The following is a 25,008-nucleotide window of genomic DNA, read 5'->3' as shown; positions in this document are numbered from 1 at the left end:
CGCTGGTTTCGATTTGACGACAGTTTCGGGAAGCGAGGAAAACAACGCCTCACCCGGCCAATTCGTTAAAATGCGCGACCGAACACACTGCACAAACCGCAACAGCACAACAGGAACCCAAGCCATGACCCAGGATGAACTCAAGCAGTTGGTGGCGCGCGCCGCGCTCGACTACGTCGTCGAAGGAAAAATCGTCGGCGTCGGCACCGGCTCGACAGCGCGGCTCTTCATCGACGCGCTGGCCGAGATCAAGGATCGCATCCCCGGCGCCGTCGCCAGTTCCGAGGACACGCGCACCCGCCTGCTCGGTCACGGCATCAAGGTCTTCGACCTCAACGAGGTCTCCGACATCCCGGTGTATATCGACGGCGCCGACGAAATCACCGCCGAAATGCACATGATCAAGGGCGGCGGAGGTGCGCTGACGCGCGAGAAAATCATCGCTGCCGTCGCGCAGAAATTCGTCTGCATCGCCGATGGCTCGAAGCTCGTCGACGTGCTCGGTCGCTTCCCGCTGCCGGTCGAAGTGATCCCGATGGCACAGGCCTACGTTGCCCGCGAACTGGCCAAACTCGGCGGCACGCCGGTGCTGCGCGAAGGCTTTGTCACCGACAACGGCAACGTCATCCTCGACGTCAAGGGTCTGCAGATCGTCGATCCGGTCGATCTCGAAAGCCGCATCAACCAGATCGTCGGCGTCGTCACCAACGGCCTGTTCGCCCGCCGTCCGGCCGATGTCTGCCTGCTCGGCATGGAGTCGGGCGTCAAAACGTTTACCGCCGACTGAAACATTCCTGCAACATTCATCACCTAAGCTCGGAGGATTAAAACTCCCATGCATAGCCCGACTGGAGCCAAACGAATGAGCGGAACCACCGACCACACTTCCAAGAACTTCGACATCGAACTGGAAAGCCTGCGCACGCGCGTCCTGCAGATGGGCGGACTGGCCGAACAACAGGTGCGCAAAGCCATCGACGCCATGTACAGCGGCAACATCGCCGAACTGGAGGCCGTCGTGCGCGACGATCAGCGCATCAACGAGCTCGAAGTGGATATCGACGCCCTGTGCAACCAGATCATCGCCAAGCGCCAGCCAACCGCCATCGACCTGCGCATGATCGTTTCCGTACTGAAGACGATTTCCGACGTCGAGCGCGTCGGCGACAAGGCGCAGAAGATTGCCCGTCTCGCCATCGGCCTGCACCAGGAAAACGGCTCGAAGATCATTCCGCAGATCGATTTGCGCGGCATGGCCGAAAAAGCCCTGACCATGCTGCGTCTGGCACTCGACGGTTTTGCCCGCCTCGACGTGAATCAGGCCGCCGAAGCGATGCGCCTCGACGATCAGGTCAATGCCGAATACAAGGCGATGAACCGGCAACTGATCACCTACATGATGGAAGACCCGCGCACCATTTCGCGCTCGCTCGACATCATTTCGATCGCCAAGGCCGTCGAACGCATCGGCGACCACGCCTGCAACATCGCCGACTACGTCATCTACATGGTCAAGGGTATCAACGTCCGCCACGAGTCGACCGAGGAAATTCTCGCCAAGCTCGGCCAGGACGCCTGAACGCCCGCCAGACCCTGCCGCTTCAAAAAAGGATTCGCCTCCGGGTGAATCCTTTTTTCATTTTTTCCACGCCGGACAACACAAAAACGTAATCCGGCCGCAACACCCCGGTAATGCCCGCTGCGTATCGTCTCCTGCATAAAAACTTGTCAGGAGGACACGATGACCACGCAGACGATCACCCCGCAGACCGCTGGCACCTTGCAGCATCGGCGCGCCGCGCGCCCGTCCCTCTCGGTTGGCATCGCCAGCCACGAGCACGAAATCCGCGCCGCCCAAAAACTCCGTTATCAGGTCTTTGCCGACGAACTGGGCGCACGGCTGACAACGCGCACGCCCGGCATCGACGCCGACATTTTCGACCCCTTCTGCCAACACCTGGTCGTGCGTTGCGACGACACCGGCGAAGTCGTCGGCACCTACCGCATCCTGACGCCGGAGAACGCCAAGGCCATCGGCTGCTATTACTCGGAAAGCGAATTCGATCTCACCCGCCTGCAACACCTGCGCCCGCGCATGGTTGAAATCGGCCGCTCGTGCGTGCATCCCGATTTCCGCACCGGCGCCACCATCGCGCTGCTCTGGTCCGGGCTGGCGCAATTCATGACACAGCACGGCTATGACTACCTCGTCGGCTGCGCCAGCATCAGCATGGCCGACGGCGGCCACATCGCCGCCAGCCTGTTCAACAACCTGCAGGATTACCTGAGTCCGATCGAATACCGCGTTTTCCCGCGCTGTCCGCTGCCGCTGGGTGCGCTACGCTCCGACCTCGACGCCGAAACGCCTCCGCTGATCAAGGGCTACCTGCGCGCCGGCGCCTACATCTGCGGCGAACCGGCCTGGGACCCCGACTTCAACACCGCCGACCTGCCGATCCTGCTGCCGATGTCGCACCTGTCCGGCCGCTATTCAAAGCACTTCATCGGCCAACCGGTTGGCTGAAGAACCACAAAAAGCGAACCACCAAGTCACCAAGGGCACAAAGTTACACCAAGAAATTCGGGAGGTTTTCCTTGGTGCATCTTGGTGACTTGGTGGTGAAAGTTTTTCCTGCCTCAGAAGCGCGGCGGCACGTAGCCTTGCACTTCATCGGCGCCATCGCCGAAGAAATGTTTTTCGACCTGTTCGGCGAGGTACTTGCGATGGCCGGCGTCGGCCAGGTTGAGGCGGTTCTCGTTGATGATCATCGTTTGCAGGCGAATCCACTGCTGCCACGCTTCCTTCGACACGTTCTCGAAAATCCGTTTGCCGAGTTCACCGGGGTAAGGGGGAAAGTCGAGGCCCTCTGCCTCGCGACCTAGTTTGACGCAATTGACCATTCTTGCCATTGAATTGACTCCGTAAAAAAGTATCGCCTTGGCAGGCAGAAAAAACCAATCATTACAACATCTTGGTAAAAATCTTCGAGCGCCGCTGCAGGTTATAGACGAGCCGCTTCTCGGACGGCAACGCTTCCAGCGGCTGCTCGACGAATCCGCGTTCGCGGAACCAGTGCGACGTCACCGTCGTCAGCACGAACAGGCGCTTGATCCCGGCCATCCTGGCCCGCGTTTCGATGCGCTTCATCAATTGCTCGCCATAACCCCAGCGCCGGAACTGCGGATGCACCGCCAAGCAAGCCAGCTCGGCCTGATCCTCGCCGTAGGGATAGAGCGCCGCGCAACCGACGATCATGCCGTCGTGCTCGACCACCGAGAAGTGCGAAATCTCGCGTTCGAGCAGTTCGCGCGAACGACGCACCAGCGTCCCCTCCTCCTCCAATGGCTCGATCAGCGCCACCAGACCGGCGATGTCGTCCGGCCGCGCATCGCGCAGGATTTCGAGCGACTCGCGCGTAATGATCGTTCCGACGCCATCGCGGGAAAATAGTTCGCGCAGCAGCGTGCCGTCCTCATCGTAGCCGATCAGGTGCACGCGGCCGACGCCGGAGCGGCTGGCGCGGATGGCGCGCGGCAAGTAGCGCCGCAGATCGGGCGACAGCCAGTCCTGCGTCGCCAGCAGGCGCTCGGCGGAATCCGCCGTCAGTTCGTCGAGCAGACCACCTTCCTTGTCGGTCACCCCTTGGCTGTCGGAGAGGAAGATCAATTTATCGGCACTGATCGTCGTCGCCGTCGCCTCGGCCACCTCCTCCATCGCCAGATTGAAGATCTCGCCGGTCGGGCTGACGCCAATGCACGACAGGAGAACGATGTTGCCGATGCTCAACTGGGCACGGACGCCCTCGACGTCGATCTTGCGCACGTGGCCGGCGTACTGCATGTCGACGCCGTTGAGGACGCCAACCGGCCTGGCGGTAATGAAGTTGCCGGCGACGACGCGGATCGTGCTGTTGGCCATCGGCGTATCGGGCAAGCCCTGCGAGAGCAGCGCTTCGAGTTCGAGATACACGCTGCCGACGGCATCGATCACGCAATCGAGCGTTGCCGCATCGGTCACGCGGTAGCCGTCGAGAATGATCGATTCGAGCCCTTTTTCGCGCAATTCTTCCTCGATCTGCGGCCGCGCGCCATGCACCAGCACCAGCCGCACGCCGAGGGCGGCGAGCAGATTCACGTCATAGGCCAGCGTGCGCGCAAACGGTCCGGTAATCGCCTTGCCGCCGAACGCGATGACGAACGTCTTGCCGCGGAACAGATTGACGTAGGGCGCCACCGACCGGAACAGGGTCACGAAATGCGCGGGGCTGAGTTCTTCGGTCGTCATTGTTTTGAGTCCTTCTTGTTCTTGGCCTTTTGCGGCGCCAGCACGCTTTCGAGCCGCTCGCAGATGGTACGCAGGATTTTCACGCGCGCGAAGTTCTTGTCGTCGGCCTCGACCAGCGTCCACGGCGCGGTGCCAGTACTGGTGCGGTCAACCATGTCGCAGACGGCAGCCTGATAGGCCTCGCTTTTGCCGCGATTGCGCCAGTCATCCTCGGTGATCTTGAAGCGCTTGAATTCGACCTTCTCGCGCTCCTTGAAGCGGCGCAACTGCTCCTTGTCGCTGATCTGCAGCCAGAACTTGACGACGATGGCGCCGTCCTCATGCAGTTCGTGCTCGAAGTCGTTGATCTCGGTGTAGGCGCGCAGCCAGTCGGCTTCGCCACAGAAACCTTCGACGCGCTCGACGAGCACGCGCCCGTACCATGTCCGGTCGAAGATCGTCACCCGCCCGCAGCGCGGAATGTGCCGCCAGAAGCGCCACAAATACGGCTGGGCGCGCTCTTCGTCGGTCGGCGCCGCAACCGGCACGATCTGGTACTGGCGCGCATCGAGCGCCTCGGTCACACGACGGATGCCGCCGCCCTTGCCGGCGGCGTCCGAACCTTCGAAGGCCAGGATCAGCGAATGTTTCTTGAATTCCGGATGGCGCACCAGTTCGGCAAGCCGGCCCTGCCACTTGGCCAGTTGCGCTTCATACGCATCCTTGTCGAGCTTCTGCGTCAGATCGAGCGCCGTCAGCACGTTAAGGTTATCGATGCGCGGGGCCATCGGCGGCGCCACCGGGAAATTCTGGTCGCGCGTGTCGGCCAGCCGATTCTGCAGGGCGTTGAGCAGGATCTTGCCGACGCGTAGTGCACGGTAACGGTCGTCGGTCCCCTCGACGACATCCCACGGCGCCCACGGCGAATTCGTCGTGCGCAGGATGTGGCCGGCGACTTCCTGCAAGCGGTCGTAGGTCTTCAGCCGCGCCCAGCTCTCCGGCGTCACACGCCAGGCGGTGCGCGGATCTTTCTCCAGCGCTTTCAAACGCTGGCGCTGGCCCTCCTTCGAGAGATGGAACCAAAGCTTGATGACCAGCGCGCCTTCATTGACCAGCATCGCCTCGAAGCGATTGATCTGATCCATGCGCTGGTCGAGGCTGCTTTTCGAGAGGTCGCCTCGGATGCGCTCGGCGATCGGGTGCGAGTACCACGAGCCGGCAAAAATGCCGATCCGCCCCTTCGGCGGCAGGGCGCGCCAGAAGCGCCACATGTAGGGACGCTCGCGCTCTTCGTCGGTCGGCTCGGAAAAGGCCAGCGTCGACAGATAGCGCGGATCCATCCACTCGTAGAGCAGGTTGATCGTCTCGCTCTTGCCGCCGCCGTCAACGCCGCTGATCAGCAGGACGACGGGAAAATCCGCCTTTTCCTGCAGCTCGAACTGGGCTTCGAGCAGCGCCGCCCGCACCTTGGGCTCTTCTGCCCGGAAAGTCTCCTTGTCGATCTTGTGACCGAGTTCCGCCGATTCAAACATGACCTACCCCTTTCCGGAGTCGCCTCCAAAGTCGCCCCACAGACACTGGATCGCCGCCAGCGCCGCCAGCCCGGCCGTCTCCGTGCGCAGGATGCGCGGACCAAGACGCAAACCAAGATACCCGGCCTCTTTTGCCCTTGCTACCTCTTCCGGCGCCAAACCGCCCTCGGCGCCAATCAACAGCTCCACTTCGCTGCCTGGCTGCGGGCGCGGCAATTGATCGAGTGTCAACTCGGCTCCGGGCACCAGCATCAGGCGCAAGACGCGCTCGCCGTTCGGTGCGGCGTCCTGCGGCAAGCGTTCCAGCCAGCGTTCGAGCGGCATGATCGCCGTCACCTCCGGCAGCCGGTTGCGGCCGCATTGCTCGCACGCGGCGGTCGCCACACCCTGCCAGTGCTCGACCCGCCGCTCGGCGCGTTCGCCCTGCAACTTGAGCACGCTGCGCCGCGACGCGACGGGAACGATGCGCTGCACGCCGAGTTCGACGGCCTTCTGCACCGTCATGTCCATCTTCTCGCCGGTCTGCAGCGCCTGCACCAGCGTCAGACGGATCGGTGATTCGCATTCGGCATCGCGCCATTCGAGCACGTCGGCGCTGACGCGATCGCGGTTCACGGACGCTATGCGCGCCACGTACTCGCCGCCAGTGCTGTCAAACAGAACGAGCCCGTCGCCTTCGCGCAGGCGCAACACGCGACAGGCATGGCGCGCCGCGTTTTCGGGCAGCTCGACAAGGGTGCCGGTCGCCATCGGCACCGGGCAATAGAAGCGTGGAGAAGTCATAGTAGGATTATAAGTTCCTTCGGCGCTCGCCGTTGTTACAACCGCTGTTCATCAAGCCCAACAGGAGTATCGCGCCATGCCCGTCAGCACCCCGCCCGTCGACCTTGGCTGGACCGCCCCGGCTTTCAAACTTGCCGACACCTCCGGCACGTCCCGGACGCTCGAATCCGTGCGCGGCCCGAACGGCCTGCTCGTCATGTTCATCTGCAACCATTGCCCCTACGTGAAAGCCATCCTCGACCGCCTGTGCCGCGACGTACGCGACATCCAGGCGCTCGGCATCGGAGTCGCCGCCATCATGAGCAACGACACCGACGCCTATCCGAACGACTCGTTCGCCAACATGCAGAAGCTGGCCAAGGATCTCGATTTCCCGTTCCCCTATCTTTACGATCCGGAGCAGACGGCGGCCCGCGACTACGGCGCCGTGTGCACACCGGACTTCTTCGGTTTCAACCGCGACCTCGCGCTCTGTTACCGGGGCCGCCTCGATTCGGCCGGCATCAAGCCCGCTGAGCCCGGCACCCGACGCGAACTGCTCGAAGCGATGCGCCTCGTCGCCACGACCGACCAAGGCCCGGCGGAGCAATACCCGAGCCTCGGCTGCTCGATCAAGTGGCGCGAAACCTGACGTTGCCAGAAATCGCTCAGTTGTCCTGAAGGATCGTCAATTCCTCGATGGTGTGCCGCAGGCGGATGGCCAGCATGCGCGCCAGCTTGCTCATCAGCAGGAAGGCGATCCGTTTGTGCTCTTCGGCCAGGAAGTTGAATTTCTCCAGCGACAACACGTACATGTCGCAGTCGGTAATGGCGATGGCATCGTTGCTGCGCCGGCTGTGATCGAGGAAAGACAACCCGCCGAGGAAGTCGCCCCGCCCGTACGTGGCGATGTGCTTGAGCCCGGCACCGCGCCCGACCCGGCCCATGACCTTGACCTCCCCCTTGCGGATCAGGATGAGATCGTCGCTCGGGTCGCCCACCGAGAAAATCGTCTCGCCGGCCTTCCACGAACGTTTCTCAAGACACGCCTCCAGATCGACCAGCGTATCCGGTTTGCTGCCCTTGAACAGCTCGATTTCGTGCAATTCCAGCGGCGGCAAGTCCGTCGCTTCCGCCTCCACCACGCCACCGACCAACCGATCCTCGACCCACTCGATCGCCGCCTGCAGGGTAGGCAAAAAAATCACGACACCCTCCGCTGGTTCGAGGCCGGCCAGCTCCAGAAACTCGCGAAGATTTCGCCCATTCGGCAACAGCTCGCGCACGGAGGAGATCAGCAGCGGGACATGGCGCTCGGCAAGCGCATCGCGCAGCAGGCACACGATGTGCGCCGCCGTCACATCCACCGACTGCACGCGCTGCAAATCGATGATCACGAATTCCGCCGTCCGCGTTTCTTCCTCCAGCGTCCGGTACAGCTGCTGCGCCGTGCCGAAGAACAGGCTGCCCTGCAGTTCGAAGATAACCGCCGAATGCCCCTTCGCCTCCAAAATCCGCATCTCGTTCTCGGGCCTGTACCACGTCGACGAACGCTCGCTGACGAAGCTCTTGCGACGCAGGACGTTCCCCCCCACCTGCTCGCGCAGGAAAAGGAGGATCGCCAGCACGACGCCGACTCCCGACGCCCAGATCAGCCCGACCGACAGCGCGACCGCCACCACGGCCAGGACAACCGAAAAATCGAGCGCCGTCGACGTGGACTCGAGGAAACGCAAGGGGTCGGTATCGATCATGCGGATACCGATCACGATCAGCACGCCACTCAGCGTGGCCACCGGCACCCAGGCGATATAGCTCCCCAAGAGCAGCGCCGCCACCACCGTCAGCGCCCCCTCGATCACACCGGAAATGCGCGTCTGCGCACCGCTCGACAGATTGACCATGGTCGGCCCCATCATCCCCGAGCCGGGCATGCCGCCGATGGATGACGCCACAACGTTGGCCAGCCCTTGCGCCGAAAGCTCGCGGTCGGAGTCGTGACGGGTGCGCGTCTGTTGATCGAGCACGACACAGGTTTTCAGCGTATCGATCGACAGCAACGCGGCCAGCGTCAGCGCGCTGCCGACCAGCGCGCCCACCTGCGACAGTTTCAATTCGCCGATCTGGTCCCAGCGGTCGGTAATCAGCGCCACATAGCCCTTGCCGGTCGCACCGAGCGGGCCGATGACCAGATCGTTGTCTTTCAGCGTCAGCAAGGCCGGATCGCCAACGGCGATCCCCGCGTAGGCCAGACATCCCGCTGCAATGCCAAGCACGGTGGCAGGCACGCGCTTGATATAACGTCCGGCGAACAACATCACCACAACCGTCACACCGCCGATGACCAGACCGCGCCAATCCCATTGCATCGGCGTAATCAGCACCTCGAACCAGCCCGAATCGGCCGGGGCACCGGCGAATTTCGGGATCTGGCTGCCGATGATGATGAGACCGACGCCGCTCAGGTAGCCGCTGACCACCGGATAGGGAATGTATTTGATGAGCCGGCCGATGCCGAGAAAGCCGATCAGCACCTGAAGCCCACCGGTCAGAATGCCGAGCACGGTCATCAGCAGCACGATGCTGGCCGGCGCCACGCCCTGGCGCACCATCTCGATGGCAAAGGCCGACAGCACGGCGGCGGCCGGTGCGCACGGCGCGCTGATCAGGCGATCGGTTCCGCCGAAAGCCGGAGCGATCATGCCAAGCGCCATCGCCCCCAGCACCCCGGCGAGCGCGCCAAACGATGCGTAGAGCGGCGACACCGCCGAATAGACCGTTACCCCCAGCGCGACCGAGGCCGGGAGGGCCACCAGCATCGCGGCAAGCCCCCCCCAGAAATCGCCGGAATGGCGCATCCAGGTTCCCGAAAGCTGGCGCATGATTCACCTCCGGATCGCGTTGCTGTTGTTTCACCGCGGCATCGTTGTTAACGCGCGTTGTTCTCGCGCCCTCATGCCCACTATATATCAGCGGGCGGCTGGCTCAAGTCCAACGCCGCCGCTTGATCGCCCGCATCGGCCACCGTTGCGCCTTACATACTCCGGGCCAGAAAACCGAGGCCGGATTCCGTCCGCGCACTTGGCTGTCATCAGAACTTGTGTAATCCTTCCCCTCTAGCAGCGCCGCACGACAACACCGCCGGTCTGCGCCGCTGGAATAACAGGAGAATCCGCCAGATGTCCGACAGCACAACGACAAACACGGGCAGCACAGCCCCCCTTGGCCCCACCCTCCGCGAGCAAATCGATTACAAGCTTCTGCACGGCGTCGCCGCCGATCCGGAAACAGCCAACACCAAAGAGATTTACAAGGCGCTGTCCTTCGTCACGCGCGAACATCTCGCCCGGCGCTGGGTGGAGACACAGAAGCAGGACCGCAAAAACAAGGCGCGGCGCATCTATTACATGTCGATGGAATTCCTGATCGGACGCACCCTTGACAATGCGCTTTCCGCCGTCGGCCTGCACAAATCCGCAGAAGCCGCCTTCAACGCTGCCGGTGCGCCGCCGCTGACCGACATTCTCGAATGCGAACCGGACGCCGCCCTCGGCAACGGCGGTCTCGGCCGGCTGGCGGCCTGCTTTCTCGACTCGATGGCCACGCTCGAACTCCCGTCGTGGGGCTACGGCATGCGTTATGAATACGGCATGTTCGCCCAATCGATCGTCAACGGCGGCCAGGTCGAGCACCCTGATTCCTGGCTGGTCGATGGGACGCCATGGGAATTTCCGCGTCCCGGCACGCATTACACGGTGCGCTTCTGCGGCACGGCCGAGCACCATGGCGAATGGGCCGAGTGGAACGCCGCCGAAGCCGTCGAAGCACACGCCTTCGACTACGTCATCCCCGGCCACGGCACCGAGCGCGTCAGCACCCTGCGGCTGTGGCGCGCCGATGCGCCGGCCCAGATCGACCTCAACGCCTTCAATTCCGGCGACTATGCGCGCGCGGCCGAATTCAAGAACCGGTTCGAGAACATTTCGTGGGTGCTGTACCCGAACGACAGCACACCCGCCGGCCGCGAACTGCGCCTGCGCCAGGAATACTTTTTTGTTTCCGCGTCGTTGCAGGATATCGTCACGCACCATCTCGACGAGTACGGCACCCTGCGCAACCTCGCCGACCAGGTGGCGATCCACCTCAACGACACGCACCCGGCCATTGCCGTCGCCGAACTGATGCGCCTTCTCTGCGACGACAATGGCATGTTATGGCAAGATGCCTGGGTGCAATGCAAGCGCATCTTCTCCTACACCAACCACACGCTGATGCCGGAAGCGCTGGAGACCTGGCCGGTGATGCTGTTGCAATACCTGCTGCCGCGCCACATGCGCATCATCTACCGCATCAACCAGGAATTCCTGGCCGAAGTCGAACAACGCTTCCCCGGCGATGTGGACCTCATCCGCCGCGTCTCGCTGATCGACGACGGCGACGGCCGCGAGGAAAGCAAACGGGTGCGCATGGCCAACCTGTGCATCGTCGGCAGCCACCGCGTCAATGGGGTTTCACAGCTGCACTCCGACCTGATGGTGCAAACCATCTTCTCCGGTTTCGCCAAACTCTATCCGGGACGCTTCCACAACAAGACGAACGGCGTCACCCCGCGCCGCTGGCTGGCGCAGGCCAACCCCGGCCTGTCGGCGTTGCTCGACAAACACATCGGCGACGGCTGGCGCCTCGACCTCGATCAGCTGGAGAAAATCCGCCCGCTGGCAAACGACACAGGCTTCCGCACGGCCTTTGCCGCCGTCAAGCGCGCCAACAAAGTACGGCTGGCCAACTACATCAGTCGCGAGACGAGCATCATCCTGCCACCGGACAGCCTGTTCGACGTGCAGGTCAAACGCATCCACGAATACAAGCGCCAGCTGCTCAACGTGCTGCATGTCGTCAGCCGCTACGACCAGATCCTGCATGGCTTTACTGATGGCATGGCGCCACGCTGCGTGATTTTTGCCGGCAAGGCGGCCTCGTCCTACCACATGGCCAAACAGATCATCCGGCTGATCCACGATGTCGCCCAGGTCATCAACAATGACCGGCGCACGCACGACCTGCTCAAGGTCGTTTTCGTGCCCAACTACGGCGTCTCGGTGGCCGAGCTGATCATGCCGGCCGCCAACCTTTCCGAGCAGATTTCGACCGCCGGCACCGAAGCCTCGGGCACCGGCAACATGAAGCTGTCGCTCAACGGCGCGCTCACCATCGGCACCGAAGACGGCGCCAACATCGAAATCCGCGACAAGGTCGGCGCCGAGAACATCTTCATCTTCGGCAACACAACGCCGCAAGTCAAAGCGCTGCGCGAAACCGGGTATGATCCGCGCGCCATTTACCAGAACGATCCGATTCTCAACGAGACGCTGAACAAGATCGATGGTGGCTTCTTCTCGCCAGCCGACAGGCGGCGCTACCACGATCTTTTCAACAGCCTCGTCAATTACGAAGACCATTACATGCTGCTCGCCGACTTCGCCGACTATTTCGCCACGCAAAAGCGTGTCGACAGTCTTTACCTCACGCCCGACGAATGGCATCGCAAAGCGATTCTCAACGTGGCCGGCATGGGGCAATTCTCCTCCGACCGCACGATCCGCGATTACGCGGTCGACACCTGGAACATGGCTTCGCTTCTCAAGGAGACCCGACATGCTAAATAAAGCGGAAGTCATTGCCCTCTGTCGTGCCGAGCACGGCAACCCGTTCGCCGTTCTCGGCATGCATGTCGACGCCAAGGACCGCCTCTGGGTACGCACCCTGCAACCCGGCGCCAATGCGGTGCATGTGATCGACGCCGAAACCGGCGACCTCCTGATCGAACTGCCGCAGCGCAAGATCGACGTCCTCGGCGAAGCCTCTGGCTTTTTCGAGGGATCCATCCTCGGCCGCAATCGTCCTTTCGAGTACCGTCTGCGCATTACCTGGCCGGGCGGCATCCAGGAGATCGACGACCCCTACCGCTTCGCCACCGTCCTTGGCGAACTTGATGTCTGGCTGCTCGCCGAAGGCTCGCACCTGCGCCCGTACCAGAAACTCGGCGCCCACCTGCGCGAAATCGACGGCGTCAAGGGCACGGCCTTCGCCGTCTGGGCGCCCGACGCACAGCGCGTCAGCGTGATCGGCGACTTCAATACCTGGGACGGCCGCCGGCACCCGATGCGCCTGCGTCGCGAATGCGGCGTCTGGGAACTGTTCGTCCCCGGTGTTGAGGCCGGTGCTCATTACAAATACGAAATCCGCGCCAAGGATGGCCGCGTGCTGCCGCACAAGGCCGACCCCTACGGTTTTGCCGCCGAACTGCGCCCGGCGACCGCCTCCATCGTCTGCGAACTGCCGAAAACGGTCAGCCGCAACGAAGCCCACCGGGGCAGCCGCCTCGACGCACCGGTCTCCATCTACGAAGTTCACCTCGGCTCATGGAAACGCACCGAAGACGGCGGCTTCCCCGACTGGCAGCGCCTTGCCGACACGCTGATCCCCTACGTCACCGACCTCGGCTTTACGCACCTCGAACTGCTGCCGATTTCGGAGCACCCCTTCGACGGCTCCTGGGGCTACCAGCCGCTCGGCCTCTACGCCCCTACCGCGCGCTTCGGCTCGCCGCAAGGCTTCTGCGAGTTCGTCGCCGCCTGTCACAACGCCGGTCTGGAAGTCATCATCGACTGGGTGCCGGCGCACTTCCCCACCGACGAACATGGCCTTAGCCGCTTCGACGGGCACGCGCTGTACGAACATGCCGACCCGCGCGAGGGGATGCATCAGGACTGGGGCACGCTGATCTACAACTTCGGCCGGAACGAAGTATTCAACTATCTGGTCGGCAACGCCCTGTTCTGGATCGAGCAGTACGGTATCGACGGATTGCGCGTCGACGCCGTGGCTTCGATGCTCTACCGCGATTACAGCCGGTCGGAAGGCGAGTGGATTCCGAACATCCACGGCGGCCGCGAAAACCTTGAAGCGGTGCAGTTTCTGCGGCGCATGAACGAGGCACTCGGTCAGGAATGCCCCGGCGCCGCCACCTACGCCGAGGAATCCACCGCTTGGCCAGCCGTCAGCCGTCCGCCGTCGATGGGCGGTCTCGGCTTTCACTACAAGTGGAACATGGGCTGGATGCACGACGTGCTCGACTACATGACGCACGACCCGATCCACCGCCGCTATCACCACAACCAGCTGACGTTCGGCCTGCTCTACGCTTTCACTGAAAACTTCGTCCTGCCGCTCTCGCACGACGAAGTGGTGCACGGCAAGGGCTCCCTGCTCAGCAAGATGTCCGGCGACTACTGGCAGAAATTCGCCAACCTGCGTTTGCTCTACGGCTTCATGTGGGCGCATCCGGGCAAGAAGCTGCTGTTCATGGGCGGCGAGTTCGGCCAGTGGAACGAATGGAACGACGCCGGTTCGCTTGACTGGAACCTGCTCGACTTCCCGCAGCATGACGGCGTCCGCCACCTGATTCGCGACCTGAACGCCTTCTACCGCGACACGCCGGCGCTGTACGAAATCGACTTCGACCACCATGGCTTTGAGTGGATTTCGGCCAACGATTCCGACAATTCGGTCATCGCCTTCATGCGCCGTGGCAAGGACCCGGCACGGATCGTGATTTGCGTCTGCAACTTCACGCCGGTCGTTCGCCAGGATTACCGAATCGGCGTACCCGGACCGGGCCTCTACCGCGAAAGCCTCAACACCGATTCGGCCCACTACGGCGGCAGCAACGTCGGCAACGCCTTCAGCCGGGTCGAGGCCGAGCCGATCGCCGCGCATGGCCGCGAGTGGTCAATTTCGCTAACGCTTCCCCCATTGGCGGCGATATACCTCGAATGGGAACGTTGAGCGGGCGCCCCGCAGATCAACACCTGCTACCTGGCTGTCCCTGGCCGCTCGGAGCCACTCCGGACGGTCAGGGTGTCAATTTCGCGCTGTTCTCGGCGCACGCGACAAGCGTCGAACTCTGCCTGTTCGACGACGGCAAGATGCGCGCCCTGCCGCTGCCGCGCTGTACCGATCAGGTCTGGCACGGTTACCTGCCGGCGGCTCCCGGCCTGATCTACGCCTTCCGCGTACAAGGTCCGGATAAACCCGGCAACTGTTTTGAAGCGCAACAACTGCTGCTCGACCCCTATGCCCGCGAACTGGAGGGAACGCTCTCCTATGACATCGACGCAGACGGCGGTCACGGCCTGAAATGCCGTGTCAGTCCGGCGCCCGCTGCGGGGTTTGACTGGGGTGACGACGAGCCGCCAAACATTCCGCTGGCCGACACCGTCCTGTATGAAATCCACGTCAAGGGCGCCACCCGTCTGCACCCTGAAGTACCACCCGCATTGCGTGGCACCTACGCCGGTCTCGCCTCGCCGCCGATGCTTGCGCATTTCAAGCGGCTCGGCATCACGGCCCTGAACCTGCAGCCCGTCGCCTATTTCATCGACGAGGAGCGGCTACTCAAGAATGGCCTGACCAACTATTGGGGCTACAACCCGCTCGCCTTCTTCGTCCCGACGCCGCGCTATGCCGCCGCCACCGACGGAGACACGATCGCCGACGAATTTCGCCGCATGGTGCGCACGCTCCATTCCGAGGGCATTGAGGTCATTCTTGACGTGGTGTTCAACCACACCGCCGAAGCCGACGAGATCGGCCCCACCCTTTCGCTGCGCGGCATCGACAACGCCAGCTATTACCGCCTGCCACCGGGCGCCCCCGACCGCTACGAGAACTTCACCGGCTGCGGCAACACGCTCAACCTCGCGCATCCGCGTACGCTGCAACTCGTCATGGATGCGCTGCGCTACTGGGTGTCGGAAATGCATGTCGACGGCTTCCGCTTCGACCTCGCCGCCACCCTCACCCGCGACAGCGCCTTCCTCACCGCCGTTCGCCAGGACCCACTGCTGACACGGATCAAGATGATCGCCGAACCGTGGGATATCGGCCCCGACGGCTATCGGCTCGGTCGCTTCGGCCCCGGCTGGAGCGAGTGGAATGACCGCTTCCGCGACGATGTCCGTGCCTTCTGGCTCACCCGCCGCGCCGGCATCGGCGCCCTCGCCCAGCGCCTCGCCGGGTCCAGCGAGATATTCCGTCGCGACGGGCGCGCCCCTCACGCCGGCATCAACTTCATCACGGCACACGACGGTTTCACGCTGCGCGATCTCGTCTGCTACGAACGCAAGCACAACGAACGCAACGGGGAACACAACCACGACGGACACAGCCACAACCTCTCGTTCAACTGCGGCGTAGAAGGAAATAGCCGCAATCTCGCGGTTCGCGATTGTCGCCACCGGCTCCAGCGCGCCTTGCTGGCGACGCTCCTCATCGCCCAAGGCGTACCGATGCTGCAGGCCGGTGACGAATTCGGACGCAGCCAAGGCGGCAACAACAACGCCTATTGCCAGGACAACGCGATTAGCTGGCTGGACTGGTCGCGTGCCGACCAGTCGCTGATCGACTTCACCGCCGGCCTGATCACGCTGCGCCGCCGCTTTCCGCAACTCCGCCAAACGCGCTGGCTGACCGGCGAGACGCATGCGGCAAACAGGCACGCACAACGCGACGTCTGCTGGTGGAGCCCACGCGGGCACGAGATGAAGGAACATGACTGGCATGCGCCGGGCGGCGCACTGGCCGTCATCCTCGCCCCGCCGCCTCCGGAGGTACCCCAAACGTCGCCGGAAACCGCCACGCTGTTGATCCTCATCAATCGCGACGAGACACCAACCTCCTTCAAACTCCCCACCGGCCGCTGGCAACAACTTTGCGACACCAGCGCAGAAAATGCCTTCTCCACCGAATACCGGAGAAGCCACTGCACGGCACCGGCGCGCAGCATCATTCTCCTTTGCAAGGAATAACGACATGCCATTTGAACGCCACAGCGGCATCTTGCTGCATCCGACATCGCTGCCGGGCCCGCACGGTTCCGGCGATCTCGGCACCGGGGCCTACGATTTCGTAGACTGGCTGGTCGCCGGCAAACAAACCCTCTGGCAGATCCTGCCGTTGGGCGGCATCGGCCCCGGGAATTCGCCCTACATGAGCCCCTCGGCATTCGCCGGCAATGAGCTGCTGATCGACCTCACCCGCCTGCGCGACGCCGGCTGGCTGACGGATGGCGACATCGCGCCGGACCCCGTATTCCGTGATCACCGCGTCAATTATCCGGTCGTCCGGCATTTCCGACTGACACGCCTGCGTCTCGCCGCCGAACGCTTTTTTGCCGACGCCCGTCATGATGCCCGCAAGCTGTTCGACGAATTCTGTACCGAATCGCGCGACTGGCTTGAAGACTACGCATTATTCATGGCCCTGGATCAAAAACATGGCGGACACGGGCGCGTCTGGCAAGACTGGCCGCTTGGCCTGGCACAACGCAAGGCGAAAGCCCTGCGCGACGCGGCCAAGGCACTGGCTCAAGAATGCGATTTCTGGAAATTCTGCCAATGGTGCTTCCAGCGGCAATGGCTCGCGCTCAAAACCTATGCCAATGCACGCGGCATCGACATCATCGGCGACATGCCGATTTTTGTCTCGCCACACAGCGCGGACGTCTGGGCGCATCAGGAACTGTTCGACCTCGATGCCAAAGGCCAACCGCGCGTCATCGCCGGCGTCCCGCCCGACTATTTCAGCGCCACCGGACAGCGCTGGGGCAACCCGCTCTACCGCTGGGCATCGCATGCCAGCGAAGGCTACCACTGGTGGATCGAACGTATGCGGCGCACGATGCTGCTCTGCGACATCGTACGCATCGATCATTTTCGCGGCTTCGAATCGTACTGGGAAATCCCGGCGGATTCCGAAACCGCCGAGCGCGGGCAATGGCAGCCCGGCCCCGGCCTGGCGCTGTTCACTGCCCTGCGTCACGCCTTGCAGCTCAGGTTCGGCAAAAACGGCGGCCGGCCTCAGATCATTGCCGAAGATCTCGGCGTCATCACGCCCAAAGTCGCCGCGCTGCGGCAGTCGATCGGGCTGCCCGGCATGCGCATCTTGCAATTCGCTTTCGACGGTCATGCCGACAACCCGTATCTGCCACACAATTTCGAGAGCAACACGGTCGTTTATCCCGGCACGCACGACAACGACACCACCTGTGGCTGGTGGCACAGCCTGCACGAGCATGAACGCGACTACGTTCGCCGCTACCTGAGCTGTAGTGGCGAATCGATCCACTGGGACATGATTCGCGCCGCCTCCGCGTCGGTCGCCAAGCTGTCGATCATTCCGATGCAGGATGTGCTCGGGCTCGATACCGAATCGCGCATGAATCAGCCGGGGTTGTCCGACGGCTACTGGGAATGGCGTTTCCACTGGGGACAGGTCGCGCCATGGCATGCCGAACAGCTCGCGGAACTCGCGCACTTGCATGGCCGCTCCCCGAAGCGGCGTACCGACGCCACCGGGAGTCGATGAATATGCAACAAATCGCTGTCATATAGGCCTCATGCAGGCCAATTCAGCGCCACAACGGCGCCTGCATGCATTTGAAGTAGTACAATTAAAACGTTGCCATTGTTAAATCAAGCTTTCCAACCAGGAGGTAGCATCATGGCTGAGACGAACACCAAGACGACCCCGCAAGCGACCACAAAAGCAACGACGAAAAAACCGGCCACGAAGGCCACGACCGCCGCCGCAGAAAAGCCCGAGCCGATCAAAAAAGCCGCTGTGGCCAAAACGGCTCCCGCCGCGAAAAAAGCCAAAACAACCACCACCAAAACCGCAACAAAAGCGGCCAAAAGCACGGCAAACGGACCCGCCATCACGGACGAGCAGCGCTATCGCATGATTGCGGAAGCCGCCTATTTCCGCGCCGAAAGCCACAATTTCCTGAGCGATCCTGTACGCGACTGGATCGAAGCCGAGAAGGATATCGAGGCTCGTCTGAACGCTGCTCAGTAAGCGATCAAGCACCTCCGTCGCCAAAAGCCCACGCGGAGGGGTTGGCAGGCCAAGCCGCCCCCTTCCCCCCGAACAGACCCGCTGCGTTTTGCCAGCGCCCTGCGCCAGTCAGGGATTATTGACCGGCACTTCTCTTGCCCCCGTTGTCAGAAGGCCCCGAAAACTGATGCTCCGTTACGAGAGGAACATCAGTTTGCGGGGCCTTGGCCGCTTTGTTGCAGCATGAATCACAACGATCGATAAAGCGCCTCGTAATTTGCGGCGGAACCATCCCAGGAAAAATCCTGCATCATGCCGCGCCGCTGGACCTGGCGCCATGCATCGCGGTCATGATAGAACGCACACACCTCGGTCAGACGCGCGCCGAGCGCATGACGCGCCGCATCGTCGAAAACGAAGCCGGTCGCCCGGTCGGCCGCAAGATTTTCCGGCGTCACATCGACAACGGTATCCGCCAGTCCGCCCACGCGCCGTACCAGAGGCAACGTTCCATAACGCAAGGCATAAAGCTGGGTCAGGCCGCACGGTTCGAAGCGCGAGGGAACCAGCAACACGTCCGCACCGGCCATGAAGCGATGGGACAGTTCTTCGTCATAGCCGATATAGACCGCCACGCTCCCCGGATTCGAAGACGCCGCGTAGCGGAAACCCGCTTCGAGATCGCCCTCGCCCGTTCCTAGGACGGCCAACTGACCTCCATCGCGCAGGAGATCGGGGAGCGCCGCCAACAAGAGGTCCATGCCTTTCTGCGACGTCAGGCGACTGACCACGGCGAACAGCGGACCTCGCGCCTCGGTCGACAGCCCGAACTGGGCTTGCAAGGCACGCTTGCAGTCGCTCTTTCCGGCAAGATCATCAACGCTGTAGCGACGGGCAATCGCTGGATCGTCCGGGTTCCACACCGCGTAATCGACGCCATTCAGGATCCCGGAGAGATCGGCAGAACGATCGCGCAACACGCCTTCAAGCCCGCACCCGAATTCCGGCGTGCAGATTTCGCGCGCATAGGTCGGACTCACCGTCGTGATCTTGTCGGAGAAGATCAACCCGCCCTTCATGAACGACAATTTCCCGTGGAATTCGATGCCCCGCGGCGTCAATTTGCGCGTCGGCAAGCCGAGGTCAAGATGACTCTCAATCGGGAAAATCCCGCGAAAGGCGAGGTTGTGGATAGTGAAAACGGTTTTCGTCTGCAACCCCGGGTTCTGGGCGATATAGACGGCCGCCAGGCCGGCATGCCAGTCGTGTGCATGAACGACTTCCGGCATCCAGTTCTCGTCCAGTTCGCCTGCGGCAAGATGTGCCGCCACCCATCCGAGCAGACCAAAACGACGATGGTTGTCCGACCAGTCATGGCCATCCGGGCCGACATAGGGATTCCCGTCGCGCCGGTACAGAAACGGCGCATCGATGACGTAAGCTTCCAGCCCGCTGTCGGGCAAGCGACCAGCAAGGAGGTTGACCGTCGCCGCACCGAACACCGGGCCAATCCGCATCACCGGCTTGAGCCCCGTCATTCCGTTAAGAATGCCGGGTAACCCTGGCAGCAAGATCCGTACATCGAGTCCGCGTTTGACGAGCGCCGGCGGCAAGGAGCCCAGTACATCGGCCAGGCCGCCTGTTTTCACCAGCGGGTAGATTTCGGAAGCAACGTGAAGTATGCGCATCATTCAGTCAGCAAAAAATTCAGGACAAGCGTTCGATCATGCGGCGCGTCACCAGCGTTACGCCATTATCGGTACGCCGGAAACGCCGCGCATCTTCAACCGGGTCTTCGCCGATCACCATCCCGGCCGGGATACTGACGCCGTGATCGATGATGCAGCGGTTCAACCGCGCTCCCCGGCCGACATCGACATCGGGTAACAACACGGACCAATTGACTTGGGAATACGAATGCACACGACAGGCCGAGAACAACAAGGACCGGTTCAATTCGCCCGAGACGATGCAACCGCCGGCGACCGTTGATTCGATCGCGATGCCACGCCGGTCGAGATGGTTGTGCACGAATTTTGCCGGCGGCAATTGCGCCTGGTAGGTCCAGATCGGCCAGCTTCGATCATAGAGATTCAGGGCAGGATCAGTTGCCGTCAAGTCGATATTCGCCTCCCAATACGCATCGACAGTTCCGACGTCACGCCAATAGTGCTCCTTGCCCGGCGCCTCGTCGGGCGCATGCACGCAGCTGCGATCAAACGAATGCGCCATGGCGACGCCGTTGCGCACGGCTTGCGGAATGATGTCCTTGCCGAAATCGTGGCTTGACGCCGGATCGGAAAGGTCGCGCTGCAATTCGTTGTACAGATACTGTGCATTGAAGATGTAAATGCCCATGCTGCACAACGAGCGATCAGGCTTGCCCGAAACACACGGTGGATCGGCGGGCTTTTCGACGAACTCGGTAATCCGATTGCTCGCATCGACGGCCATGACGCCAAAACCGGTCGCATCCTTTCGTGGCACCTCGATGCAGGCGATGGTGCACTCAGCGCCGCTTTCAACGTGATCGACGAGCATCGCCGCATAGTTCATCTTGTACACGTGGTCGCCCGCCAGAATCACCACATACTCGGGCGACGGCGAGTAGTTTTCGATAATGTCAATGTTCTGGTAAACCGCGTCTGCCGTACCGCGGTACCACGATTCCTCGTCAACGCGCTGCTGCGCCGGCAACAGATCAACGAACTCGTTAACTTCGCCCCGCAGGAAACTCCAGCCACGCTGGACGTGACGCAACAGGCTGTGCGATTTGTACTGGGTAACGACACCAATTCGGCGGATGCCCGAATTCACGCAGTTGGACATCGCGAAATCCACAATACGGAACTTGCCACCGAAATACACGGCAGGCTTGGCCCGGCGATCAGTCAATTCATACAGCCGGCTACCACGCCCCCCGGCGAGCACCAGCGCTACTGCCCGACCGGGCAACTGAAAAGTGCGTCTCTCCAACATCTTGTTCTCTCCCTTATCGACAACTGCCACGACCGCCGCGATGACTTTTTTCCGGCGGCCCGTTCAAAGAATTCTTTCAGCTAATGACATCCGGCGCATTCCGGCCGGTAATCCCGGGGATATCGGCCACCGAAACCGCGAGACGCACCAACGGCGCCAATGCGGTCTTAACCGGAACGTCGTGCTCGGCTGGATCGGCCACATACCGTTCCAGATAGACGCGCAACGTCGCCCCCTCCGTGCCGGTGCCCGACAAGCGGAAGACAACGCGCGAACCGCCTTCCAGCAGAAGACGGATGCCTTGTTTCTCGCTCTGCGAGCCATCAATGGGATCGGTATAGCAAAAATCGTCGGCGGCTTCGATACGCATTCCCTCGTAGGTCTGCCCCGCCAGCGTTGGCAGCTTCTGACGCAGGCCATTCATCAGCGCCTCGGCCTTCTCGGTGTCGATCGCTTCATAGTCATGCCGGGAGTAAACATTGCGGCCAAAATGCCGCCAGTGCTCGCGCACGATCTGTTCAACGGATTCGTCGCGCCGTGCCAGAATATTCAGCCAGTAGAGGACTGCCCACAGCCCGTCCTTCTCGCGCACATGCCAGGATCCCGTTCCCGCGCTCTCCTCGCCACAGAAGGTCACCTTTCCGGCGTCAAGCAGACTGCCAAAAAATTTCCACCCGGTCGGCGTCTCATAGGCGGGGACTCCCAGTTCAGCAGCGACGCGGTCGACGGCACAACTCGTCGGCATCGAGCGCGCCACCCCGGAAATACCTGCCGCATAGGCGGGCACGAGCCGGTAATTCGCGGCGATCACGGCAAGACTGTCGCTCGGGCTGACGATAAAGCCGCGCCCGACAATCATGTTGCGGTCACCATCGCCATCGGAGGCTGCACCGAACGACAACCCCGACGCCGGATCAGCCAGCGCTGCGACCAAATCGGCGGCATAAACGGGATTCGGATCAGGGTGACCGCCGCCGAAATCTGGCAACGGCGTTCCATTGACGACGGTGCCGGCCGGCGCTCCCAGACGCCCCTCAAGGATCGTCCGCGCATAGGGCCCGGTTACCGCATGCATCGCGTCAAAGCGCATACGAAAGTCGGGACGAGCCAGCAGCGCGGTAATTCGCTCGAAATCGAACAACGACTCAAGCAGTTCAAGGTAGTCGCTCACGGGATCAATCACGTTGACGACCATCCCGCCAATCGACGTTTCGCCGAGACAGCCAAGATCGATGTCATCGGCTTCGGCAATGCGGTATTCGGCAATCGATTGACTGCGCTTGTAGACGGCTTCGGTAAACGTCTCGTTGGCCGGACCACCGTTGGCAAGGTTGTACTTGATGCCGAAATCACCGTCGGGCCCACCCGGATTGTGGCTGGCCGACAAGACAATCCCGCCGAACGCGCGATGCTTGCGGATGACCGCACTCGCCGCCGGCGTTGAAAGGATGCCATTCTGCCCAACGAGAACCCGGCCAAACCCGGCTGCGGCCGCCATACGGAGGATGACCTGGATGGCGACATCATTAAAAAATCGCCCATCACCACCGAGCACCAGTGTTTGCCCCTGCTGCCCAACAAGATTGTCGAAAATCGACTGGACGAAGTTCTCAAGGAACCCCGGCTGACTGAAAACCTTGACCTTCTTCCTCAATCCGGACGTTCCGGGCTTTTGCCCCGCAAAGGGCGTTGTGGCTACGGTACTAATCTTCATGTTGCTCCTCTAGTCTGTGAGCGGGGCGCTCATGCGCCTTGTCCGCCCATGGAAAATCTCAAACGATTCCGATGGTCAAAACATCATCAAAGATGCTCGCGGCAAAACGCCAGCAGGCTCTGCGTCGAAGCATCAAAATCCGCAGCCAGCGCCGGATCGTGAATCGCGGGCAAAATGCGGCTGGCCATGGCCTTGCCCAACTCGACGCCCCACTGATCGAAGGAATTGATCCCCCAGATCACGCCCTGCACAAACACTTTGTGCTCATAGAGCGCAATCAGCGAACCCAGCGTGCGCGGAGTCAGGCTCGTCAGCAGCAGGGTTGACGAAGGTTGGTTGCCCTTGAAAATCCGGTGCGGCAGAAGGCGCTCGATTTCCTCCGGCGCGAGTTTCTCCTTCTCCATACCGGCCCTGACCTCGTCCTCGTTCTTGCCAAAGGCCAGTGCCGCACTCTGGGCAAAACAGTTGGCCAACAAGGCTTCTTGGTGCCCGGGCAAGGGGTAGTCGGAACGCACCGCGACAATGAAGTCGCATGGCACCAACCGGCCGCCCTGATGCAAAAGTTGAAAGAAGGCGTGCTGGCCGTTATTGCCAAGCCCCCCCCAGACAATCGGCGACGTCGAACAGTCGATCGATTCGCCCCCAGCCCCCACCGATTTGCCATTGCTCTCCATTTCAAGCTGCTGCAGGAAAGGAGGGAAATACTTGAGCGATTCGTTGTACGGCAACACGGCGTGCGTTGTCGCCCCCAGGAAATTCGTATTCCAGATACCGATCAGCGCCATCATTACCGGCAGGTTGCGCTCGAACGGTGCGGTACGGAAGTGTTCATCCATCCGCTCCGCGCCGGCCAATAACTCGCCGAAGGCATGGGGGCCGATCGCAATCATAAGCGCCAGACCAACGGCCGACCACAAGGAAAACCGCCCCCCCACCCAGTCCCAGAGCGGAAAAACGCGATCCGCGCGAACGCCGAACTCAACGGCGCGCTCCGGCCGGCTGGAGACGGCGACAAAATGGTTTTGCAGCACCACCTCCTCGCCGAGATTAGCCCGCAACCAATCGCGCGCCGTGTTGGCATTGAGCATCGTTTCCTGCGTGGTGAAGGTTTTGCTCGCCACAATGAACAGTGTCGTCCGCGGATCGAGCGTCTGCAGCAATGGAGCCAGTTGAGCGCCATCGAGGTTTGAAACGTAATGCACGGACAGCGCCGGATGCGCAATGGAGCGCAGCGCCTGATTGGCCATCTTCGGCCCGAGATCGGAGCCGCCAATACCGATATTCACCACGGAGCGAATCGGCATGCCGTGATGCCCGAGACAACGCCCCTCACGCACCTGTTCAGCAAACTCGGCCATCCGTTGCCGGGTTTCGAGCACCTCGGGCATCACGTCAAACGGCTCAGCCGGGAACGCACCATCCGTTTTCCGCAAAGCCACATGCAAAACGGAACGGTCTTCACTGACATTGATGCGCTCGCCGGCAAACATCCGTTCAATGGCTTCGCGCACGCCGGCCGCCGATGCCAGCGCCGACAACGATTGGACCGTTTCAGCGGTCAAGCGCTGCTTTGAAAAATCGTAATGGAGACCATCGAACGATAGCGACAACGAACGAACACGTTCGGGATTTTGCGCAAACAACTCCCGCAGGTAAACAGCTTGCAGGGAATGTCGCTGGGCTTCGATGGCAGCCCACGCGGGCGAAGAAGTAATCGTCATTTTGGTGACACCTTTTTGTAATAAACACCATTCTTGCAAAACAGCCGTAAGCCGCAAGAAATAACGCCCTCAGGCCTATTCTATGCCAAACATTTACGACGCCGTAAGCAATAAATACAAAATTTTTGCCACCTGAAAAAT

The 25,008-nt window shown here is 61.9% G+C and carries 18 protein-coding genes; 9 read left to right on the top strand and 9 right to left on the bottom strand.

Going from position 1 to position 25,008, the window contains the following annotated elements; genetic code table 11:
* Window positions 1-124 precede the first annotated feature (124 nt).
* From rpiA to GH659_RS02490, 3 genes are all read left to right on the top strand, one after another.
* Window positions 125-787, top strand: a complete 663-nt coding sequence (rpiA, locus tag GH659_RS02500) for a ribose-5-phosphate isomerase RpiA (protein ID WP_153109175.1) — start codon at window positions 125-127, stop codon at window positions 785-787.
* A 75-nt stretch (window positions 788-862) separates the two neighbouring features.
* Complete coding sequence (phoU, locus tag GH659_RS02495) at window positions 863-1,579, top strand: phosphate signaling complex protein PhoU (RefSeq protein WP_153109174.1); 717 nt, start codon at window positions 863-865, stop codon at window positions 1,577-1,579.
* A gap of 162 nt (window positions 1,580-1,741) precedes the next feature.
* Entirely contained in the window at window positions 1,742-2,524 is a 783-nt protein-coding gene (locus tag GH659_RS02490) for a GNAT family N-acetyltransferase (protein WP_153109173.1), read from the top strand.
* Window positions 2,525-2,637: 113 nt separating this feature from the next.
* On the opposite strand, the gene GH659_RS02485 is transcribed toward GH659_RS02490, so the two are convergent.
* Genes GH659_RS02485 through GH659_RS02470 form a run of 4 tightly spaced genes read right to left on the bottom strand, consistent with a single transcriptional unit; the run spans window position 2,638 to window position 6,579 of the window.
* Window positions 2,638-2,910: an oxidative damage protection protein gene (locus tag GH659_RS02485; protein ID WP_153109172.1), complete on the bottom strand. Its 273-nt coding sequence runs from the start codon at window positions 2,908-2,910 to the stop codon at window positions 2,638-2,640.
* A 52-nt stretch (window positions 2,911-2,962) separates the two neighbouring features.
* The gene (gene argA / locus GH659_RS02480) at window positions 2,963-4,285 is read right to left on the bottom strand and encodes an amino-acid N-acetyltransferase (RefSeq protein ID WP_153109171.1); all 1,323 of its coding nucleotides are present in this window, start codon (window positions 4,283-4,285) and stop codon (window positions 2,963-2,965) included.
* The gene (gene pap / locus GH659_RS02475; protein ID WP_153109170.1) at window positions 4,282-5,796 is read right to left on the bottom strand and encodes a polyphosphate:AMP phosphotransferase; all 1,515 of its coding nucleotides are present in this window, start codon (window positions 5,794-5,796) and stop codon (window positions 4,282-4,284) included. Before pap ends, argA begins: the two co-directional genes overlap by 4 nt.
* A 3-nt stretch (window positions 5,797-5,799) precedes the next feature.
* Window positions 5,800-6,579: a 16S rRNA (uracil(1498)-N(3))-methyltransferase gene (locus GH659_RS02470; protein ID WP_153109169.1), complete on the bottom strand. Its 780-nt coding sequence runs from the start codon at window positions 6,577-6,579 to the stop codon at window positions 5,800-5,802.
* A gap of 76 nt (window positions 6,580-6,655) precedes the next feature.
* On the opposite strand from GH659_RS02470, the gene GH659_RS02465 reads away from it, so the two are divergent.
* On the top strand, window positions 6,656-7,210 hold the full coding sequence (locus GH659_RS02465; protein ID WP_153109168.1) for a thioredoxin family protein: 555 nt from the start codon (window positions 6,656-6,658) through the stop codon (window positions 7,208-7,210).
* 16 nt (window positions 7,211-7,226) lie between these two features.
* Here GH659_RS02465 and GH659_RS02460 read toward each other — a convergent pair whose 3' ends face one another.
* On the bottom strand, window positions 7,227-9,440 hold the full coding sequence (locus tag GH659_RS02460) for an SLC26A/SulP transporter family protein (RefSeq protein ID WP_246167653.1): 2,214 nt from the start codon (window positions 9,438-9,440) through the stop codon (window positions 7,227-7,229).
* Between the two features lie 297 nt (window positions 9,441-9,737).
* Here GH659_RS02460 and GH659_RS02455 point away from each other — a divergent pair, with 297 nt between their 5' ends.
* The 5 genes from GH659_RS02455 (at window position 9,738) to GH659_RS14860 (ending at window position 18,474) form a co-directional block, all read left to right on the top strand.
* On the top strand, window positions 9,738-12,224 hold the full coding sequence (locus tag GH659_RS02455; protein ID WP_153109167.1) for a glycogen/starch/alpha-glucan phosphorylase: 2,487 nt from the start codon (window positions 9,738-9,740) through the stop codon (window positions 12,222-12,224).
* A complete protein-coding gene (gene glgB / locus GH659_RS02450; protein ID WP_153109166.1) occupies window positions 12,214-14,406 on the top strand; it encodes a 1,4-alpha-glucan branching protein GlgB in 2,193 nt (730 codons plus the stop codon). Before GH659_RS02455 ends, glgB begins: the two co-directional genes overlap by 11 nt.
* On the top strand, window positions 14,394-16,427 hold the full coding sequence (gene glgX / locus GH659_RS02445) for a glycogen debranching protein GlgX (RefSeq protein WP_153109165.1): 2,034 nt from the start codon (window positions 14,394-14,396) through the stop codon (window positions 16,425-16,427). The genes glgB and glgX overlap by 13 nt, the downstream gene beginning before the upstream one ends.
* Window positions 16,428-16,431: 4 nt before the next feature.
* Window positions 16,432-17,985: a 4-alpha-glucanotransferase gene (gene malQ, locus GH659_RS02440; protein WP_153109164.1), complete on the top strand. Its 1,554-nt coding sequence runs from the start codon at window positions 16,432-16,434 to the stop codon at window positions 17,983-17,985.
* Window positions 17,986-18,120: 135 nt separating this feature from the next.
* On the top strand, window positions 18,121-18,474 hold the full coding sequence (locus GH659_RS14860) for a DUF2934 domain-containing protein (protein WP_211364078.1): 354 nt from the start codon (window positions 18,121-18,123) through the stop codon (window positions 18,472-18,474).
* A gap of 227 nt (window positions 18,475-18,701) precedes the next feature.
* Here the strand turns inward: GH659_RS14860 and glgA are convergent, their stop codons facing one another.
* The 4 genes from glgA to pgi all read right to left on the bottom strand — a co-directional run bounded on the left by glgA (window position 18,702) and on the right by pgi (window position 24,867).
* On the bottom strand, window positions 18,702-20,144 hold the full coding sequence (gene glgA / locus GH659_RS02430; RefSeq protein WP_246167651.1) for a glycogen synthase GlgA: 1,443 nt from the start codon (window positions 20,142-20,144) through the stop codon (window positions 18,702-18,704).
* Window positions 20,145-20,160: 16 nt separating this feature from the next.
* Window positions 20,161-21,432 carry a glucose-1-phosphate adenylyltransferase gene (glgC, locus tag GH659_RS02425; RefSeq protein ID WP_153109163.1) on the bottom strand — a complete coding sequence of 424 codons (1,272 nt, stop codon included), beginning with the start codon at window positions 21,430-21,432 and terminating at the stop codon, window positions 20,161-20,163.
* 76 nt (window positions 21,433-21,508) lie between these two features.
* The gene (locus tag GH659_RS02420; protein WP_153109162.1) at window positions 21,509-23,146 is read right to left on the bottom strand and encodes an alpha-D-glucose phosphate-specific phosphoglucomutase; all 1,638 of its coding nucleotides are present in this window, start codon (window positions 23,144-23,146) and stop codon (window positions 21,509-21,511) included.
* An 86-nt stretch (window positions 23,147-23,232) separates the two neighbouring features.
* On the bottom strand, window positions 23,233-24,867 hold the full coding sequence (gene pgi, locus GH659_RS02415; RefSeq protein ID WP_153109161.1) for a glucose-6-phosphate isomerase: 1,635 nt from the start codon (window positions 24,865-24,867) through the stop codon (window positions 23,233-23,235).
* Window positions 24,868-25,008: the final 141 nt, after the last annotated feature.

Origin of the sequence: Propionivibrio limicola (genome assembly GCF_009469695.1) — a bacterium.
Classification (GTDB): domain Bacteria; phylum Pseudomonadota; class Gammaproteobacteria; order Burkholderiales; family Rhodocyclaceae; genus Propionivibrio; species Propionivibrio limicola.
This window is presented reverse-complemented; position numbering and strand designations above follow the sequence as displayed.